The sequence below is a fragment of the Clostridium sp. FP2 genome (assembly GCF_011065955.2).
GTDB classification, from domain to species: Bacteria; Bacillota; Clostridia; order Clostridiales; family Clostridiaceae; genus Clostridium_AD; species Clostridium_AD tagluense.
In genome coordinates this window covers 88800-108757 of sequence record NZ_JAAMNI020000001.1, presented here as the reverse complement: position 1 = coordinate 108757, position 19958 = coordinate 88800, and the positions used below count along the sequence as shown (strand labels likewise).

Annotated in this window: 18 protein-coding genes, 1 tRNA gene and 1 rRNA gene; 2 read left to right on the top strand and 18 right to left on the bottom strand. The window is 31.5% G+C overall.

Annotation, left to right across the window (positions count from 1 at the left end; genetic code table 11):
• Positions 1–40: 40 nt before the first annotated feature.
• The 6 genes from G9F71_RS00545 to G9F71_RS00520 form a co-directional block, all read right to left on the bottom strand.
• Positions 41–1291, bottom strand: coding sequence for a right-handed parallel beta-helix repeat-containing protein (locus G9F71_RS00545; RefSeq protein WP_164951925.1), 1251 nt, complete (start codon positions 1289–1291; stop codon positions 41–43).
• 133 nt (positions 1292–1424) lie between these two features.
• Entirely contained in the window at positions 1425–2381 is a 957-nt protein-coding gene (locus G9F71_RS00540; RefSeq protein ID WP_164951926.1) for a M42 family metallopeptidase, read from the bottom strand.
• A 32-nt stretch (positions 2382–2413) separates the two neighbouring features.
• Positions 2414–3412, bottom strand: a complete 999-nt coding sequence (locus tag G9F71_RS00535; protein ID WP_164951927.1) for a M42 family metallopeptidase — start codon at positions 3410–3412, stop codon at positions 2414–2416.
• Entirely contained in the window at positions 3403–4452 is a 1050-nt protein-coding gene (locus G9F71_RS00530; protein WP_164951928.1) for a M42 family metallopeptidase, read from the bottom strand. Before G9F71_RS00530 ends, G9F71_RS00535 begins: the two co-directional genes overlap by 10 nt.
• Before the next feature lie 226 nt (positions 4453–4678).
• Positions 4679–5845, bottom strand: a complete 1167-nt coding sequence (locus tag G9F71_RS00525) for a mechanosensitive ion channel family protein (protein WP_224617363.1) — start codon at positions 5843–5845, stop codon at positions 4679–4681.
• A gap of 265 nt (positions 5846–6110) precedes the next feature.
• The gene (locus G9F71_RS00520) at positions 6111–6524 is read right to left on the bottom strand and encodes a hypothetical protein (RefSeq protein ID WP_164951929.1); all 414 of its coding nucleotides are present in this window, start codon (positions 6522–6524) and stop codon (positions 6111–6113) included.
• A gap of 290 nt (positions 6525–6814) precedes the next feature.
• On the opposite strand from G9F71_RS00520, the gene G9F71_RS00515 reads away from it, so the two are divergent.
• Positions 6815–7969 (top strand): universal stress protein, encoded by a 1155-nt coding sequence (locus tag G9F71_RS00515; protein WP_164951930.1) that lies wholly within the window; start codon positions 6815–6817, stop codon positions 7967–7969.
• A gap of 114 nt (positions 7970–8083) precedes the next feature.
• Here G9F71_RS00515 and kdpC read toward each other — a convergent pair whose 3' ends face one another.
• From kdpC to G9F71_RS00465, 10 genes are all read right to left on the bottom strand, one after another.
• Positions 8084–8674, bottom strand: coding sequence for a potassium-transporting ATPase subunit KdpC (kdpC, locus tag G9F71_RS00510; RefSeq protein WP_164951931.1), 591 nt, complete (start codon positions 8672–8674; stop codon positions 8084–8086).
• Between the two features lie 30 nt (positions 8675–8704).
• A complete protein-coding gene (gene kdpB / locus G9F71_RS00505; protein WP_164951932.1) occupies positions 8705–10768 on the bottom strand; it encodes a potassium-transporting ATPase subunit KdpB in 2064 nt (687 codons plus the stop codon).
• 29 nt (positions 10769–10797) lie between these two features.
• Positions 10798–12471, bottom strand: a complete 1674-nt coding sequence (kdpA, locus tag G9F71_RS00500; RefSeq protein WP_164951933.1) for a potassium-transporting ATPase subunit KdpA — start codon at positions 12469–12471, stop codon at positions 10798–10800.
• Between the two features lie 26 nt (positions 12472–12497).
• Complete coding sequence (gene kdpF, locus G9F71_RS27695; RefSeq protein ID WP_224617774.1) at positions 12498–12575, bottom strand: K(+)-transporting ATPase subunit F; 78 nt, start codon at positions 12573–12575, stop codon at positions 12498–12500.
• A gap of 304 nt (positions 12576–12879) precedes the next feature.
• Positions 12880–13581: a response regulator gene (locus G9F71_RS00490; protein ID WP_164951934.1), complete on the bottom strand. Its 702-nt coding sequence runs from the start codon at positions 13579–13581 to the stop codon at positions 12880–12882.
• On the bottom strand, positions 13550–15181 hold the full coding sequence (locus G9F71_RS00485; protein ID WP_224626118.1) for a DUF4118 domain-containing protein: 1632 nt from the start codon (positions 15179–15181) through the stop codon (positions 13550–13552). The genes G9F71_RS00490 and G9F71_RS00485 overlap by 32 nt, the downstream gene beginning before the upstream one ends.
• A gap of 55 nt (positions 15182–15236) precedes the next feature.
• A complete protein-coding gene (locus G9F71_RS00480) occupies positions 15237–15737 on the bottom strand; it encodes a DNA-binding protein (RefSeq protein ID WP_164951935.1) in 501 nt (166 codons plus the stop codon).
• Positions 15713–17248, bottom strand: a complete 1536-nt coding sequence (locus G9F71_RS00475; protein WP_164951936.1) for a TrkH family potassium uptake protein — start codon at positions 17246–17248, stop codon at positions 15713–15715. Before G9F71_RS00475 ends, G9F71_RS00480 begins: the two co-directional genes overlap by 25 nt.
• Before the next feature lie 111 nt (positions 17249–17359).
• Positions 17360–18019 (bottom strand): potassium channel family protein, encoded by a 660-nt coding sequence (locus G9F71_RS00470; RefSeq protein WP_164951937.1) that lies wholly within the window; start codon positions 18017–18019, stop codon positions 17360–17362.
• On the bottom strand, positions 18016–18669 hold the full coding sequence (locus tag G9F71_RS00465) for a potassium channel family protein (RefSeq protein WP_164951938.1): 654 nt from the start codon (positions 18667–18669) through the stop codon (positions 18016–18018). The genes G9F71_RS00470 and G9F71_RS00465 overlap by 4 nt, the downstream gene beginning before the upstream one ends.
• 427 nt (positions 18670–19096) lie before the next feature.
• Here G9F71_RS00465 and G9F71_RS00460 point away from each other — a divergent pair, with 427 nt between their 5' ends.
• Entirely contained in the window at positions 19097–19675 is a 579-nt protein-coding gene (locus G9F71_RS00460; protein WP_164951939.1) for a response regulator, read from the top strand.
• A 31-nt stretch (positions 19676–19706) separates the two neighbouring features.
• Here G9F71_RS00460 and G9F71_RS00455 read toward each other — a convergent pair.
• Together G9F71_RS00455 and rrf are read right to left on the bottom strand one after the other, a co-directional pair.
• Positions 19707–19782 (bottom strand) — tRNA-Lys (locus G9F71_RS00455).
• 5 nt (positions 19783–19787) lie between these two features.
• A 5S ribosomal RNA gene (gene rrf / locus G9F71_RS00450) occupies positions 19788–19904 on the bottom strand.
• Between the last annotated feature and the right edge of the window lie 54 nt (positions 19905–19958).

Below are 19958 nucleotides of genomic sequence, written 5' to 3'. Positions count from 1 at the left end.
GTTTTATCCCAAACAGTATCCTTATCCTTTAGTATTTATTTTATTTTTTGTCAAAAGTATTATTATGAAATTCTACATTTTCAAAAATAACAGCTTCCTTATTACTGACTAAACTCTTAACTTTATTATCTTTTATTATGCAATTTTTAACAAGAACATTTGAATTTTCATCTACATTAAATAAATATGGGAAAAATTCACCTGTTGCCTTGTTATTGTAAATGTTACATTTATCAAAAATAACACCCTTAGTATTACTTACATTTATAAGATTAAATTCCACCGTATCATAAAAATTCGAGTCTTTAAATACAATGTTCTTTGAATCAAGTAAAGTCATTAAATCATAAGAACACTCCTTAATTGTAGAATTTTCAAAATTAAAATTTTCAACCTTATTAAGATTTATACCTTCTGTTCCGCATCCAAATAAAACTGAATTTTTTATATCAACATTTTTACAATTATCAAAAAAGAATACTCCACCGGTACAAGATCCCTTGTCTGGATAATGCCCTGCAATTATATTTGAAATATTTATGTTGTTTGAATTTTTGAAAGTAAGTACATTCGCATATCTTGGATTAACTAATAATTTTACCTGCGCATCTTTTAATCCTTCAATAGTTAAATTGCTTATATCTGATACTACTAGCTGTTGTCCATCAAACACTTTTTCAAATTTTATATGCTTATTATTTAAATCTTTTACAGCTAATAAGTCATATTCACCCGCTTTTAATTTTATAGTCTTGTTGGATCCTATATTTTCTAATAATTCTTTTGCGTTACTAACTTCAATCACTTCATTTTTTATTTCTTTTTCAATTTTTTTTACTACTGTGGAAAAAGCATATACATCATCATAGCTACCATACTTATTTTTATATTTCCCCTGCACTCCATCTCTTTTTACTCTAATTGCGAATTTATAATAGTCTGGTTTTAAGTTTAAATTAGATATATTAAGTACTGCAAACTTATTAGCCTCTATAGATTTTGTCCATCCATCTACCATATCTTTATTATTAACTAATTCCCATGAATTCATGGTGTTTTCTCCTATATAAAATGCCTGATACTGAACTTTACCTGTATAATTATTACAAGACGCATATATAGAATTTTCTTGTCCTTCAATGAATGGGAAATGTTCAAGTGATACAATATCCATCTTAGGAATAACATCTTTCTCTTTAGCTTGTACAACATCTGTCTTCAAACTTGCTATTGATAAAACCATTATGAAGCACATTAGAATGCTTATTAATTTTTTTAATAAATTCTTCATATAAATCCCCCCATACTCTTCTATTTTTTTTAAACTACTCACTTATTATATTACCATCATTTATGATATATGTAAATATAATACTTGCATCGTAAAACACAAATCTCCTAAACTTTAATAATATAAGAAAGGTTTAAATAGAAAACCCTTTAAGTAACTTTATTGTATCCTCTACATCCTCCATAGAAATCATTTCCGATATAGAGTGAGTATATCTACAAGGAATTGAAATTACCCCTGTTCTTATTCCACCATTTTCTTTATGAATATTTCCACCATCTGTACTTCCATTGGAAACTCCATATTGAACTTTTACCACCGATCTTTGCGCTGCATTTTCAAGCATTTCTTTGATTTCATGATGCATAATTAAAGTTCTATCTTTTATCTTAATTATGGGACCTTTTCCAAGTTCTAATTTTCTCTCTGCACCAATATAATCTCCTGCCTCCTGTGTATCTAATACTATGCAGTAATCTGGATTTACAGTGTAAGCTGCTGCTCTTGCTCCCCTTCCCCCTAGTTCCTCTTGGGTAGAAAATACAAAATATAGCTCATTTTTTGTTTGTTTAATTTCTTTTATCATCCTAAGAAGAATATAACATCCTATCCTGTCATCTAAACATGGACTTATTATTTTATCTTCTACTTCCATGAAATCTGATAAAAGACATGCTGTATCGCCTTCTTTAATCTTCTTTAATGCTTCTTCTCTTGAAGACACACCAAGGTCTATAAATAAATCTTCTATTTTAGGCTCTGATTTTGTAGCACTAACTTTGCCCATAATACCATTTTGAAACACAACAAGATTATGTACTATTTCAGAGGCACGAATCCCCCCTATATTGCTTACTCGTACAAACCCCTTGTCCTCTATATATGTAGCTATAAGCCCTATTTCATCCATATGAGCACAGAACATTATTTTTTGTGCGCCACTACCTAATTTAACTATTAAATTCCCCATCTTATCTTCTTTTATATCACAATTAATATCCTTTAATTCTTCCCTTATAACTGCTCTAACCTCATCTTCATGGCCACTAACACCAAAGGCTTTAACTAGTTTTTGTAACATTATATCCATGATTAATCCTCACTTTCATAAACCGCTTATTTTTAAAATGTTTTTAGCCACTCCACCATAAGTGTCACAGTATCCTTATAATCCTGTATACTTGCTACTGAAACAGAGGAATGTATATATCTACAAGGCACTGACACTGTAGCTACCTTTGCTCCATCTCCTGACATAAGTATAGCTCCTGCATCATTTCCACCTGCCGTTGCTCTCCTTAGCTGATAAGGTATATCCTTATCTTCTGCTACCTTTATTAATGTCTTTAAAATCTCATCATCAAAAATACTAGTCTTATCCATAATAGATAGTGCAGGACCCTTACCTATTTCTGTGGCATTCAAATGTTTAGGAATACCAGGCATATCTGCACATATAGTTCCCTCTAGCGCAACTCCTATATCTGGTTGTATATTAAAAGCAGAAACATAGGCTCCTCTTTCTCCTACCTCCTCTTGAACATTAAAGCTAACATAAAGATCACAATTATAACTTCCCTTTAATATTTCTATAGCAACAGCGCAGCCCATTCTATCATCAAAGGCTTTTCCTTTAACTAGTCCATCTCCAAACTTACCATACTTCATTTGGAACACCACAAATTCTCCAATTTTTATATTTTTTTTAGTTTCTTCCTTAGAACTTGAACCTATATCAATGCAACACATACTAGCCTTTACATTCTTTTTCCTTTCATCTCCATTTTGCAGATGAATTGGTTTAAATCCTATTACTCCTGTTATCTTATTTTTACCTATTAATACAACTTTAGATAGGAGCACCTTGCCGTTAATCCCCCCTAAGGATTCAAACCTTAAAGTACCATCTTGATTATATCCAGTAATAATAAAACCTACTTCATCCATATGGGCATCTATAAGTATTTTGGCGCCATTACCTTTCTTATGGACAATAATATTGCCCATAACATCTACTTTCATATCATCTACATAATTCACAATTTCTTCTTTTATAATTTCTCTTACTTCTCCTTCAAACCCTGAAGGACCTGCGGCATTAGATAATTTTTCTAAAAGCATAGTAATTCCCCCACGTCCTTCCTACTTACCTTTTCAATAAACTTAGCAATTAATCTTCCTGTATTTATAATATCATCCATATTAACAATCTCAACTGATGTATGCATATACTTGATTGGTATAGATATTAATAGTGTAGGAATACCGCCCCTAGTTACTTGTATATCCCAAGCATCTGTTCCAGTATTGCCAGATTCCACTTCTACGTTATAAGGAATGGCGTACTCATCAGCTATTTCCATAAGTCTTTCTCTAAACTTACTATGAATATTAGGCCCAAAACATATAACAGGACCTCCACCTAGTTTGTTTTCGCGATCCATATCACCCATAGGACCATTATCAAAAGTTACATCTATAGCAATAGCTAGAGTTGGAAGTAAATCATAACTTGCCATTTTAGCGCCTCTATGCCCTACTTCCTCTTGGCAAGAAGCTACAAAATAAACATCTAAATCATGGTTTATTTTTTCTAGTTCTTTGCAACAAGTATACATAGCCACTATACCTGCTCTATCATCTGTAGCTTTACATGTTACATTATTATTTAAAAGCTCATAGAAATCTCTTTTTAAGGTTACAAAATCACCAATACTCACAATCTCTTGTAATTTCTCTGTGCTATACCCTGTATCAATTGTTAACCCTGATATGGTAACTGATTTTTCACTTTCTCCCTCAGTCATAAGATGCGGTGGTTTAATTCCTATAATGCCATCTATCTGTTTTTTGCCATGAATAAGAACTTCCTGTGAAACCAAGGTCTTAGGATCAATACCACTACCAATAAACTTTAAAAATCCCTTTGGCATTATCTCCGTTATCATAAGGAAGACCTCATCAGCATGTGCCATAAGCATTATACTTTTTCTTTCTCCATTTTTATTGCCTTTTTTTATAGCATACAGATTATTTAATTTCCCTTCTGTAACTTCGCAAAATGGCTCAAAAGCCTCTTTAATCTGTGGATGTATCCAATGTTCGCGTCCACTTGGAGCATGCGACGTACATAAGTTTTTTAACAGTTGCTTCTCGTCCATAATTTCCCCCTACTTGAGATTCTAGTCTAATTAATATTTACCGTATTTCTTTAATTTACTTTAGAACAAACTCATACTTACTTGTATTCTATATATAATGGTTTTTTCCTCCAATATGCCATTGTAATTTTTGAAACACTTGTCATTCTATGTAACTATAAAAAGCTCTAGGGCACACCCTAAAGCTTTTATTGTTTTCAGTTTTTCCATTGCTTCTTGAAAAATTTTATTCTGATGTTTCCTTTTTCTGGGCTTTATCCACTAATTTAAAATTCTCTTCTATTGTATTAGGTAGACTTTCCACATATAAGCTTGTGCTTGGAAATGCCATTGAAACTCCTTGCTTTTTCAGAATATCCATTATTTCAAAATTAACATCCTCTTTTATTTTAAAGTATTCATTAAAATCTGCTGTATCAGTAAAGAAACATATTAAAACGTCTATACTACTTGAATTAAATTTATCGAATCTAACAAGGATGTCCTCCTTATTAATCTGTGAATGATTCTCTAACATATGCCTTATGCTTTCAACACAAGTTTCTAATTTGTCCCTAGAGGTTCTATAATTTAGTCCTAAATTAAAACTAACTCTTCGTTTTCCTCTTCTACTAAAATTGATTACAGCATCATTAGTTAATTTTGAATTGGGCACTATTATTAATGATTGATCAACAGCCCTTATTTTAGTAGTTCTAAAAGAAATATCCTCTATACTACCTTCTAATGAGTCACTACTAATCCAGTCTCCAATAGTAAATGGTTTGTCTAATATTATAAAAATACCTGCAATAATATTAGCTGCTGCATCTTTAGCTGCTAGTGCAAAAGCAAGTCCTCCTAATCCTAGCCCTGCAACAAAACCTTGAATATTATATCCCCATTTTTCAGCAATTATAGTAATAGCTAAAGCTACCCATATTAATCTTAATGCCTTTGACATAAACGGAAATAATATTTTATCCACCTTTATATCATAAGCTCTATGCATTCTCTCAAATAGCACAGAAGATTCGCCAGTGAAATTATATATTCCCCAAGTAATTAGGATAATTACAGCAGAACTAAAAAACTTATCTATAGTTATTAAGCTAATTGAAATTCCCGCCAAAGTTAGAATTTTAAAAGCAAAATAAAATCCTAATACCTCAAAAAAATTAGTTACAGGTTTTTGAAAGGCAGCTACTATTTTTGTATCTGTATTAAACTTTGTTTTATTAACAAGTCTCAATATTATTTTAAATACATATTTTGCAAACACTTTTTTTAATAATACAAATAATGCAAACACTACAATAGCTATACCTACATATTCGAATTTGTAGGATTGCATATCAGTAAAAACATATTGTATTCTGTTTTCTACAAAAAAATCAACTATAGACTGGAACAAAAAATCACTCTCCTTTTATCTTATGTTTATATATATAATCATTTTAAGCTAATAATGTTATTTTCTCAATGGATTATGCAAGAAACAACGGATTCTTATTAATATATTCATAAACTATGAACGACCTATGTTCTAATACAATTTATTCCATAAAACTTTTTTATAATTTTATAAGGAAAATAAAAAAACTTCAGTAGGAGTTAAAATATCCTTCTGAAGTCCTTGCTGCCTAACTTTGAATATCATTTTAATTATAAAAAATAAATTAACAGGCTGACTTTCTATCTACCTGAATATTTTTTAAATTTTGAATCTGCATTCCACTATACTCAGCAAAACATGATTTCTCACATTCTTTCTCTATAGTATCGCCGTAGTCTATGCTTGTTTTATTAAATATATAAAAAAATGAAGTTACTCTTTCTAAATTTTTATCTGCTGGTTTATAAGTTGGATCAAATACATATGCCGCTCTATAATATGTGCACGCCATAGACTCATCCATTTTATATTCTGAAATAATCCCTAGTAAGTTGTATACTTCTGCCGAATGATCATTTTCAATCATCCCTGCATACAAGTACTTACGTGCTAGATCATATTCATTTGACTTTATTGCATTAATAGCTTCTTTTATATTATTTTCAAAAGAACTTTCTTCATTTATACTTCTTAACATACCATCACCTCAAGTTATCCTTTCACTCTTTATTTTATAATTATATTTTATCAAATTCACTATTAAGAAGGTATAAATATAAACCCTAGCGTATAAAGATTGTGTTAAGATTTTATAATTTAACGTTGTTTTTTTTCATTAACTGTTCTATATCAACGCTTTTCATGCCCTCCATAGTTTTATTGTGTAGTTTTAAAAAAATATAAATTAATTGTATAATGAATATATGTTTTAATTCATAACTTTTCACTCAAACAACCAAAATTTTATAAATAAAGGATTGATTTAAAATGAGTAATAATTCTTTTTACCGAACTACACCTGAAGAAGCATTAAAAGTAGTAGAAAAAGAAATTTCGAAAGGACATCTTAAAATATTTTTAGGCTACGCCCCTGGTGTTGGAAAGACATACTCCATGCTTAATGAAGCTAATAGAATGTTAAAAAGAGGACAAGATATTGTTATAGGTTATCTTGAAAGCCATGGGAGACACGAAACTAATTCTCAAGTAGATTCTCTTGAGGTATTACCAAGGAAAAAAATAAACTACAATAACATGATTTTAGAAGAAATCCATTTAGGTGAGGTATTAAAACGTAACCCTAAAATAGTACTTATAGACGAACTCGCCCATACTAATGCACCAGGTTCTAAAAATAAGAAGAGATATGAAGATGTTTTAGAAATACTAGAACATGGAATAGATGTAGTTACTACTTTAAACATTCAACATTTAGAAAGTCTTAATGACGTTATAAAACAAATAACAGGTATAACAGTAAGAGAAACAATTCCTGATATTATAGTTGAAAATGCTGAAGAGGTGGTTGTTATCGATATTACTCCTTCAGCACTTCAGTCCAGATTAAAAAGAGGTGATATCTATAAAAACGAAAATATTGCAAGAGCATTAAAAAACTTTTTTAGAGGTGGAAATTTAAATGCCTTAAGAGAAATAACTTTAAGACAAACTGCTGAAGAAGTTGATGACGATTTAGAACAGTATATGAAAAAACACAATATTAGAGAAAACTGGCATACTGCTGAACGAGTTATGGTTTGTGTAAGTGCTAATCCTTTTGGAAAAAAATTAATAAGGAGAGGCGCCCGCATAGCAAAACGTTATAAATGCGAATGGATTGTAGCTACAGTGAATTGTACTCATGCTTTAGCTACTACTCCTTCTAAAAAAAGTTTAGATATGTTAGCAAGCCATTTTAAATTAGCTGAGCAGCTTGGTGCTGAGACTATAACCTTAACTGGCAAAAGTGTTTCTAGAGAACTGGTAAGATTTGCTTCACAAAAGCATATTACACAAATTATAATTGGCCACGCTAACCGTTCCTTTTGGCAAATGGTATTTAGAGGTTCCCCAGTCACAAAAGTTTTACGACATGCTAAAGATATAGAAATACATGTAATTCCTGATAATCGCAGTTTTTAATTAAGTTGAGAGTTAGATGCTATTACCACAACTACTATTTAATTATACAAAAAAGGAATGTAGCTAGATTTGTTTACACAACTCTAGCTACATTCCCATTTTTTTAACTCTCAACTAATGAAGCTTACTTCCAACTTCAATATTAAGTTTCAATACATTAACTCTTTTATTCCCAAACACACCAAGTTGCCTTTCCTCTGTATTATTCTTAACCATTTGTTCTAAATCACTTTTAGCAATACCTGTAGCTTTTGAAATAGCTGGTATTTGTATCTTTGCTGCTTCTGGACTTATATGAGGATCAAGACCTGAGCCTGAACTTGTTAAAAAATCTGCTGGGATAGCTTCTTTTTTCACTTCAGGATTGGCCTTTAAAAATTCATTCATATCCTTTTGTATTCTCTCTGTTAACGCCTTATTAGAAGGCGCAAGATTTGCAGACCCAGAAGATAATGAAATCTTATCTCCCTCCTTGTAAGTATTATAATTTACAGCTGAAATTCTTCCATGAAAGTAACGAGCATCCGTAAAGTTTTGACCTATGAGCTCTGAACCTACTTCACGTCCATTCACAGTTATCATACTTCCATTAGCCTTATTATTGAAAAATAACTTACCTACCCCAGTCATTACAGTAGGAAATACAAACCCACATATAAACATCAACGTCACACTAACTAATATTGATTTTTTTAATACTTTCATTGTTATCCTCCTCAATTATTACTTAAGTACTTATGCCACGTTAAGTACTTTGAGTAGCGGAAATATTATCATATCTATTATTTTAATTCCACCGAACGGAACCAGAATTCCACCTAAACCATAAATTAATATATTTCTCAAAAGAAGGGTTTCAGCCTTTGATGGTTTATATTTTACCCCTCTCATAGCTATTGGAATTAATAAAGGTATTATTATTGCATTAAACACTAATGCTGATAATATCGCACTTGAAGGCGTAGCAAGCTTCATTACATTTAATACATTCATTGTGGGAATAGCTACAGTAAATATTGCTGGTATTATAGCAAAGTATTTCGCAACATCATTCGCTATACTAAATGTAGTTAGTGCTCCCCTTGTTATAAGTAACTGCTTACCTATTTCTACTACTTCAATTATCTTAGTAGGGTCAGAATCTAAATCCACCATATTAGCAGCTTCTTTTGCAGCAACTGTACCACTGTTCATTGCAAGCCCAACATCCGCTTGTGCAAGTGCCGGAGCATCATTAGTACCATCACCCGTCATAGCAACAAGTTTTCCTTCTGCTTGTTCTCTTTTTATAATATCAATTTTACCCTCTGGGGTACACTCTGCAATAAATTCATCCACCCCTGCTTCTTTTGCTATTGTAGCCGCTGTAAGTGGATTATCTCCTGTACACATAATGGTTTTTATACCCATCTGTCTTAGTCTTTCAAATCTTTGCGTAAGTCCTGGTTTCACAGTATCCTTTAAATAAATAACTCCAAGTATTTCACTATTTAAACAAACTACTAAGGGTGTTCCTCCAAGCATTGAGATTTTTGTTGTAACTACTTCTAAATCTTTTGAAACCTTACCACCAAGTCCCTGCACCATTTTTATAATACTACTAATAGCACCTTTTCTTATAATAGTTCCATCCTCTAAATTTAATCCACTCATTTTAGTTTGAGCAGTAAACTCTATAAATTCTGCTTCTTTATAATCCTCTACATCTAAAGATACTCCAAGTTTACTCGCAAGTTCAACTACAGACCTGCCTTCAGGAGTTTCATCCTTTAGGGAAGATATTAATGCATATTTTATTAATTTATTTTGATCACATCCAGATACAGCCGTAAATTCTGCTGCAAGTCTATTACCGTAAGTTATTGTACCAGTCTTATCCAAAATCATAACATCTACGTCTCCGCAAGCTTCAACTGCTTTACCTGACATAGCAATTACATTAAATCTTGTAACTCTATCCATACCTGCGATTCCTATAGCTGATAATAAACCACCTATTGTAGTTGGTATTAAGCATACAAGCAATGCTATAAGTGTAGATGCAGGAATCTTAACACCCGAATAAGCACCTAATGGATGCAGCGTAACAACAACCATTAAGAAAATCATTGTTAAAACTGTTAATAAAATATTTAATGCCATCTCATTAGGAGTTTTTTGTCTTGAAGCTCCTTCAACTAAACTTATCATTTTATCAAGGAAAGACTCTCCTGGACTAGCTGTAATTTTGATTTTAAGCCAATCACTCACGACTTTAGTTCCCCCAGTAACTGAGCTAAAATCTCCACCAGACTCTTTCATAACAGGCGCTGATTCTCCTGTTATAGCGGATTCATCTACAGCTGCAAGGCCCGAAACAATTTCACCATCATTTGGTATTATATCCCCATTTTCAACAAGAACAATATCTCCCTTTTTAATCTGTGACGCATTGGTAACTGTTATTTTACCATTTTTGTCTAAAAATTTAGCCATTGTATCTTTTTTTGTTTTCTTCAAACTTTCAGCTTGAGCTTTACCGCGTCCCTCCGCCACTGCTTCTGCAAAGTTAGCAAATAGAACTGTAATGAAAAGAATCAAAGCAACTAATCCATTATATACTCTTAAATTCGTACCTGTATCACCAAAGGCCGTAGGAACAAAAGTAAGAAATAAAGTTATAAAAAATCCAACTTCAACAATGAACATAACAGGGTTTTTTATCATTAATTTAGGGTTTAACTTTTTAAAAGAATCTTTAAGTGCATCATTAAAAATCTTTTTACTTATAAACTTCTTTTTACTATCTTTATTACTCATATATATTACTCCTTACATTATTAAATATTTTATTGCATTAGGTGTTCAGCTATCGGTCCTAATACTATAGCTGGCATAAATGTTAACGCTCCTATTATTAAAACTATAAATACTAATATTATAGTAAATGTAGTGTTGTCTGTCCTAAATGTAGAATTTGATTCTGCTACAGACTTCTTAGCTGCTAGCGAACCAGCTACAGCTAAAAGAATAATCATGGCGAAAAATCTTCCTGCATACATAACAAGCCCTGTACTTACATTCCAAAACATAGTATTATCTGCCAATCCCTCAAAACCTGAACCATTATTAGCAGCAGAGGAAGTAAATTCATAAAGTACTTGGGTTAACCCATGGAACCCTGAATTAGTTATACCCGCGAGCCCCTGCTTCGTAAGTACAGCTATACTTGAAGGTACAAGAATTATAAAAGGGTGTATTAATATAGCTAAAGATATTAACTTAATTTCCTTTGCCTCAATTTTTTTACCCAAAAATTCCGGTGTCCTCCCCACCATTAGTCCACATAGGAATACTGTTAGTATTGCGTACATTATCATATTCATAAAACCTACGCCTTCACCACCAAATACTACGTTAAGCATCATCTGCCATAGTGGGACCATTCCACCAAGAGGTGTTAATGAATCATGCATATTATTAACAGAACCTGTAGTAAATGCTGTTGTAACTGTTGTAAATAGCGCTGAACCTGAAAGTCCAAACCTTATTTCTTTCCCTTCCATATTACCCATAGCTTGGCTTAAATTAAGATTAGCAATTGCAGGATTCCCAGCTTTTTCAGAATGTAAGCAAATTACTAAAGACAATACAAACAATATAGACATTGCCGCAAATATAGCCCATCCTTGCTTTTTCTTTTTTACCATTAGGCCAAAACAATAAACTATAGCTCCGGGTATTAACATCATAGATAACATTTCTATTAAATTTGAAAACGGAGTAGGATTTTCAAATGGGTGTGATGAGTTTGAACCAAAGAAACCACCACCATTAGTACCTATATGTTTAATTGCTTCAAAGGAAGCTACAGGTCCAAGGCCAATAACCTGTTTTGTTCCTTCTAACGTCGTAATAACTTTATTTGGCGCGAAAGTTTGTGGAACTCCTTGTCCCATTAAAAGGATTGTTACTATTATTGAAAAAGGAATTAGCACCCTTGTAGTAACTCTTACTAAATCAACAAAGAAATTGCCTATCATTTTAGTCTTTCCAGTAATACCTCTTATAAAAGCAGCTGCAACAGCAACTCCTGATGCTCCAGACGTAAACATAAAGAAAGTTATAACTATCATTTGACTTAAATACGATAATCCCCATTCTCCACCATAGTGTTGAAGGTTTGTATTAGTCATAAAACTAAAAATAGTGTTAAAAATAAGTGAAGCATCCATAGCTTTGTTACCATTAGGGTTTAAGAAATGAACGCCTTGAATCCTAAGCACTAGGTAAGCCATTAAAGTCATAACCATATTCGATACTATAAAAGCAACGGCATATTGCTTCCAAGTCATCTCTTCTTTTGTTATCCCTGTAATTTTATATATTAAGTTATCTACCTTGTCCATAACTGGATCTACAAAAGATGTCTTATTGTTTATAACTTTATATATATATTTTCCAGTTGGAATTATAAGCAATACAAAAATTATAAGTGTTAATACAATTTGAAAAATGTCCATAAATAACTACCCTCCATCTATTTCTTTTAAAATTTTTCGGGATTAAACAACGCATACCCTAAATACAAAAACAATAAAATTGCAATTACAATTAAACCTTTCATAAAATCCTCCATTTAATTATCACTTTAAGTGATATATTGATTTTTATTTATTAATTTGTGCTTCACACCAATTAATAAACGGCAATACTAGCAAAAAACAAAATGCTGTGCCTATTATGAATATTACATCCATCATGAATTTACGTCGCCTCCTTCTGATCACCTTATGTATTCATTCTAACAAATGCAAAATAAAGATAGTGTAAAGATACTATCTTGTGTATAAATCTTATGTTAAGAAAAAAATATACTATGATCTTTTTACACAAAAAAAGATGAAGCCAAAAGCTCCATCTTTTAAAAATTATTCATCTACTAAACGATATCCTACTCCAACTTCCGTTATGATATACTGTGGCTGCGCAGGATCTTTTTCTATTTTCCTTCTTATATTAGCCATAAATACCCTAAGAGATTGCGTCTCATTTTCAAAATAACTTCCCCAAATCTCATCAATTATATACTTATGAGTTAACACACGTCCTGCATATCTTGACATTAACTCAATTAATTTGTACTCCATTGGTGTTAAATGTATTTCTTCATGTAAAATAGTAACTCTGCGTTTTTCAAAATCTATTTTTAAATCCTTAACCTGGAATACTGATTTCACACTATTCTGTGAATCTCCATCCCCATTAAAATGTCTGAGTGCCACCCTAATTCTTGCTAAAAGCTCAGCTACGCTAAAAGGCTTAGTCAAATAATCATCCGCACCGCTATCTAAGGCTTCAACCTTTTCACTTTCATGTCCACGAGCTGAAACAACTATAATCCTAGCTTTTGTGGACTCTCTTACTTTTTCAATAACATTAAGACCATCAATATCTGGAAGGCCTAAGTCTAAAATTATTATATCCGGATTATTAGAAAAAATAAGTGCTATAGCTGTATTCCCAAATTCAGTTTCAATACACTTATACCCCTGCGCCTCAAGCGAAACTTTCATAAATTTTTTAATAGGTTTATCATCTTCAACTATTAAAATCAAAGGCTTTATATCCATTTTCATCGCTCCTTATTCCAGGCAAACTAAATCTAAATGTAGCCCCACCAGAAGAGTTATTTAAAGCTTCCATACATCCACCATGTGCTTCTATAATAGACTTGCAAATAGCAAGTCCTAGTCCTATGCCTCGTTTTTCTAAGCAATCGCCCTTAGTCTTCGTATAGAATCTATCAAATATAGACGTTATATCTTCTTCTGGTATCCCTTTTCCATTGTCTGATATATCAAAAACCACATTATCTTCCTTTACTGTAACTTTAACCGCTATGATGGAATCATCCTGCGTATACTTTATAGCATTATCAATCAAATTAATAAGCACTTGTTCTATTAATAACCCATCTACAAATAATATAACCATATTTTCGGGTAAATCAGTCACAATATTATGACTTCCAGAAAACCTTTTAACTCTCGCTATGGATTCAGCAACAATTTCTTCAACGACCTCTGTATCCTTCTTAATTTCAAGCTTCCCCTCATCTATTCTTGTCATACTCAATATATTTTCAACTGAATGTATAAGCCAACTTGTATCTTCATAAATTATATCAAGAAGCTCTTTTTTTGTATCATTATCAAGTATATCATAATTATCAGTAATTGTAGAAACAGATCCTAATATTCCTGTTAGCGGAGTTCTTAAATCATGTGAAATTGATCTTAAAAGATTACCCCTAACTCTCTCTCTTTCGGCCTCTAAATTTATATTTTTTTTCTTTTGATATAAGTCTTCCCTTTCAATAGCTAAAGCAATTTGTGTAGAAACGGACTCCAAAAGAATTTTTTCATTTTTTGATAAAGTATCTTCTTCTAAACATGCTATGCCAATAATTCCAAGAATTTTATTTTGTCCTTTAATAGGATGATAATATCCAACACTATTTATGGAGATATCAGCTTCAACACCTACTGATTGGCCTGTTTTAAAGCATTTCTGAATTGCCAACACCTCTACATCTGACTTGAAAATATTCCTACCAGATTCTCCATTAACCATATAATCACTTGGGTTTTGCAAATTATTTTTATCATCTAGTATAGCTATCATAATAGCTCTGCTAAACATATCAACTAAATTGTCACCACAAAACTCAACTACTTGTTTTTTATTTCTTGCTGTAAGCAATGATTTGTTAATTTTATATAAAATTTTCATTCTATTTTCACGTATAAAAGATATCTTAACTTGCGTTTTAACTCTTGAAGTTAAAGTACTTGTAATAATTGCGGCTATAAGCATTATAATAAAAGTTACTGGATAATCGGCTCTATAAGCTAAAAAGCTATAATATGGTACCGTAAAGAAAAAATTAAATGATAGTACTCCAATTATCGCAGCCATTGTACCATAAATATATCCATCAGTGCTTGTGGATACAAATAACACTCCCAAAATATATACTATTATTTCATTTGACTCATGAAACCCAATTTTTCTAAATATTAGAGATAATATAGTTGATAAGCTCATGATTACTATAGTTTTAAACACATTGGCAATTATCATTTGTTTAGGTTTTATTTCGCTATAGTCATTATATTCATACTCATTAAAAATTTTTAGAAACCACTCATTTAATTTGCTTTTTTTCAAACTCGCCACCACCTCCTAATATATCTAAATGTCACTTAATTTCTAAAAAAGCATTTCATTTTGAAATGCTTTTAGTAAATTTTTTATATGAAAAAATTAAAGTAAGTGTAATAAGTGTTAGTATTATTGCTATAATTTTTTTATTGTTACTTATAGGGATTATCACTTTTCCCCCAACCTCTATAATTTCAACCGAGCTTGCATGGATATCCATATCACCACCATGTTCCATGCAGGCTCTATTAAAAGTACCATTTATTTTCAATAAATCTCCCTTATAGCCATACTTACCAAAGTTTTTTATACTTTGAACTTGTTCATTCTTAATCCATATCCCCATAGCATTGCTTCCATCACTTATATTTACCCATGAATATTTACCTCTATTCATACTTTCCCCAATAGCTTCACCTTTTAGTGTAATTTTAGAATTATCAATCTTTTTTCCATTTTCGATTAATTCAGTAAAGTTACTATATTCCTTTGCCATGCATGCTATGGGAAAAGAAAAAACTAAAATACATATTAATATTATTGTTTTAAAAGTCTTAACCATAATTTCTTAATGCCTCCAAATGTAACTCCTATTAGAGCAAACACAGATATAAATTCTAGTCTTCCTAAATACATTGCAATTATATAATATACCTTAAGTAAAGTTGGCATTGATGGAGCCGTAATTCCAATAGATAATCCTACATTTCCTGTAATTGATGCAGCTTCAAAAGCTGAACTAATCACTGGGTATCCATAATAGGTTCCGAGTGCTGTCCCTACAAAAAATAATATTATATAACATATAATTATAAGATAAGCAGATTTCACCATCGCATCCTCTAAAACAATTTCTTTTATATGATGAAACTTATATATCCTTACCTTCCTATCAGAATTTATCAACTTTTTTACTTCTGCACCTATACTTTTAAACACCAACCCTACCCTGAGACCCTTAAACCCACCCGCCGTAGAACAAGCTGACCCGCCTATAAGCATGGCTATTATCATCATAACCACAGGAAAATCTCCCCACTCAGTTGCAAACTGCCTTGCATAAAGATTACCAAATCCTGTAGTAGTATGTGCTGATAATACATTGTATACACCTTTTCTAAAAACTGATATACCATTGCTATATACTCCTGAATTTGTTAGTTTTAACGCTACAAAAAACGAAATAACCAGGGCTGTTATGAAAAAACTCTGCGTTTCAATATTCTTCAATATTTCTTTTTTCTTACCTTGCCATACTGCATAATGTAATGCAAAATTTAAAGAACCAATGACAAAGAAAATCATTGTTAATAGCTCATAAGAAAGACTATGATAGTATAATATATTTTGAGACATAGGTGCAAATCCACCCGTGCTCCATGCAGACATAAAAATAAATAATCCATGAAAAAAAGCACTTACAGGCTGTAATCCTATAAGCATTCCATTTATCCAAAGCATAATAGTACCTACTACTAAATATATGATGCTTATTGTCCATATTATTCTTGCTGTATTTTTTACATTAGGTACGAGTTCTGCATCCTTACCTTCCCCAACATACATTTTGTAAGCACCTAATGTATGGTCTACCATAAAACTTAAAGCTAACACTACCATACCTTGTCCACCAACAAAAGTAATAAGGTGTCTCCACATATTGAGTCCCAGTGAAAGATGATCAAGATTTTGAGTAAGCAGAACTCCTGTGGTTGTAAACCCACTCATAACATCAAAACATGCATCTAAGAAAGACTCAGTATTTCCACTAAGCTGATATGGCACCGCACATAACAAAGTTAGTATAAGCCAGGAGCTAGATGCAATAATTAATCCATGTTTCCATTGCACCTTTACTTTATCAATCTTACTTTTACCTGTAGCCATAAGCAATATACCTAAACTAATAGCTATACTTATACTAATAGTAAAATCTAAAAGTGCACTCCATTCCTTAAATATTAATGAAGTAAGCATTGGTATCAACATTAAACTTGCGGTTCCTATGATTACATATCCTACATAAAAATTTATTATTTTAAAATCATCAAAGTTTTTTATTATTTTTTTCATATAATCACCTTGCCAAAATCATATTAATTCCATATAACACAAATAAAAACATTAGTGTATATCCTATCTCTGTAATTACTCCACCTATAATCTTTTTGTTTGTCATAATATTTACCCTCCAATTATAGATTTCTCTACATCTTTCTTTCTATCTGTATTTGTTATGATAAGTACTTTATCGCCTTCTTTTATGTCTTCGCCACCTCTTGGAAAAATTACTTTCTCACTTCTTATTATTGATATTATTAGACACTCCTTAGGTAACCTTAACTTTTCTATAGGTTTATCTTTCCATGCACTGTCTTTATCTATTTTCGCTTCTACTAATATCATTTCTCCTCTATTTATGCTTTCTATTACCTTTAGAGGTTCGCTATTAAATTCTCCTTCTATTAAATTACAAATTACTTGTGTGCTACATACAGTCTTGTCTACTCCTAGCGCCTTGAATATTGCTGTATTTTTAGGATTATTGATTCTGGCTATTGTCTCATTAATATTAAAGTTCACTTTAGCCATCTGACATATTACCAAGTTTTCCTCATCTTTACCCGTTACTGCAGCTACTACCTCCGCTTCTTCAATACCCGCATCTTTTAGTACTTCAACATCCGATCCATCCCCACATATTACGTCTACTTGAATTTCTTCAGCAATCTTTTGGCAAATATCTATGTCTTTTTCTATTAATACTACTTGATGTTTTTTTTCTTTTAATGCTTTAACAAGATAGTACCCTACCTTTCCACCACCAACTATTACTGCTCTCATATAAGTTTCTCCCTCATTATTGCCTTTACTAACTTTTCTTTATTATCCTTATTTATGCTACAAACTATTTTATTACCCTTTTCAAATAGTTCATTTTTATTTGGTAGCATAAATTCACCATTTTTCCAAACAGCACATATGCTACAATTAAACTTATCTTCTATTTCTAAAACATTTTTAAACTTAAGTTTGTTTATTGTAATTTCTTCTATAGATATATCATTGTTTAACGTAATTAGTGTATCTGATTTTTTATCTATTATTTTATTTTTAATTATATTTATACCTAATTCAGTTGGACTTATAGTTTGTAATCCTAGTTTTCTATAAATAAATTCTCTGGATGGGTCAAAGATTCTAGCTATTACTTTAGGTACCTTAAATATATTTTTTGCAATTTGACTAGCCATAATATTTATATTATCTGCAGGAGTCATGGCCAAAAATATATCTGCTTTATCTATTCCAGCTTCCATCAATGTATCATTATCTATCTCCACACCTTTAATTTTAATTCCATTAAAACCACTTCTAAGGCGTTGCAAATTGGCTGCATATTTGTCCACTATTACCACATCATGACCATCATTAGAAAGTTCCATGGCAAGTCCACTGCCTAATCTACCACAACCTATTATTATAATATACATAGTTTGTTCTCCTTACTTGAATTTCTTTATTAAAAAATAACGTAATACTAAATTTAAGTACTATATGCATATTTTAAGTGATTTTAGGGCATATCGCAACTTTGCTTAACTCATTTTAAAATCATTATCCTAATTGTTGTATGTGGTTTAAGAGATTTAGCATTGCTTTCCTTTGTTTATATTCGTTATTCTCCATTTTTCTCATAGTATTAAATCAATAATTAAATATATGAGTTTTATTAAAGAAATATATTGTATTTATACTCCTTATACACCTATAACTTACATCTACCATGTACTTTAGCTGTTAATTTCTAGTTGCATATAATCAATAAAAGTCTTATACTTATATGTAAACTTGAAAATACAAGTGATATTTATTCTGAAAATATAGTTCTATATAATTATTGGGGAAAGAAGGGCAATTATGAAGAAAGTTTTAGTTGTAGATGATACAAAAAATATTCGTACACTGCTCGGAATTTATCTTAAGCTAAAGGGATTTGAAGTTTTGATGGCTACTAACGGTCATGAAGCGTTATCCTTAATTGATACAGAACCTGTAGATCTAATATTTTTAGATATTAAAATGCCTGAAATAAGTGGCACAGAGGTCCTAAAAAGAATTAGAGCTAAAGGACTAACTGCCCCTGTAGTAATTATGACAGCTTTTGCTACGGTTAAAAATGCGGTGGATTGTACAAAACTTGGCGCCATTACTTATTTACAGAAACCTTTTACTACAGATAAGATTAAGACTATTATTGATGAAATGATAACAAATGAAGAGGCTCCAAATGCAAAAAATATTGAATATCAAATAATGATTATAAAACAATTAATATCTGAAAACAACCTAAAAAAAGCATTGGATGCACTAAAAGTAGTTTTATCTACTGATCCAAATACTCCTGAAGTTTATGAATTAATATCTATGGTATACAGAAAACAAGGTGACTTAAGAAAGGCTGAAATATTTCATAATATGGCTGCCCAATGGGAATAAAAAAAAGCACTTCATAAAGAAGTGCTTTTTTTGGTGGCTTACCGGGGAATCGAACCCCGGACACCATGATTAAAAGTCATGTGCTCTACCAACTGAGCTAGTAAACCATGTTACCTGGCGACGACCTACTCTCCCACAAAGTTACCCCTGCAGTACCATTGGCGCATTGAAGCTTAACCGACCTGTTCGGTATGGGAAGGGGTGTTACCTTCATGCCATAATCACCAGATTGAGAAAATATATATTCTCTCAAAATTGCACAGTGAAATTTTCGCTTTATATA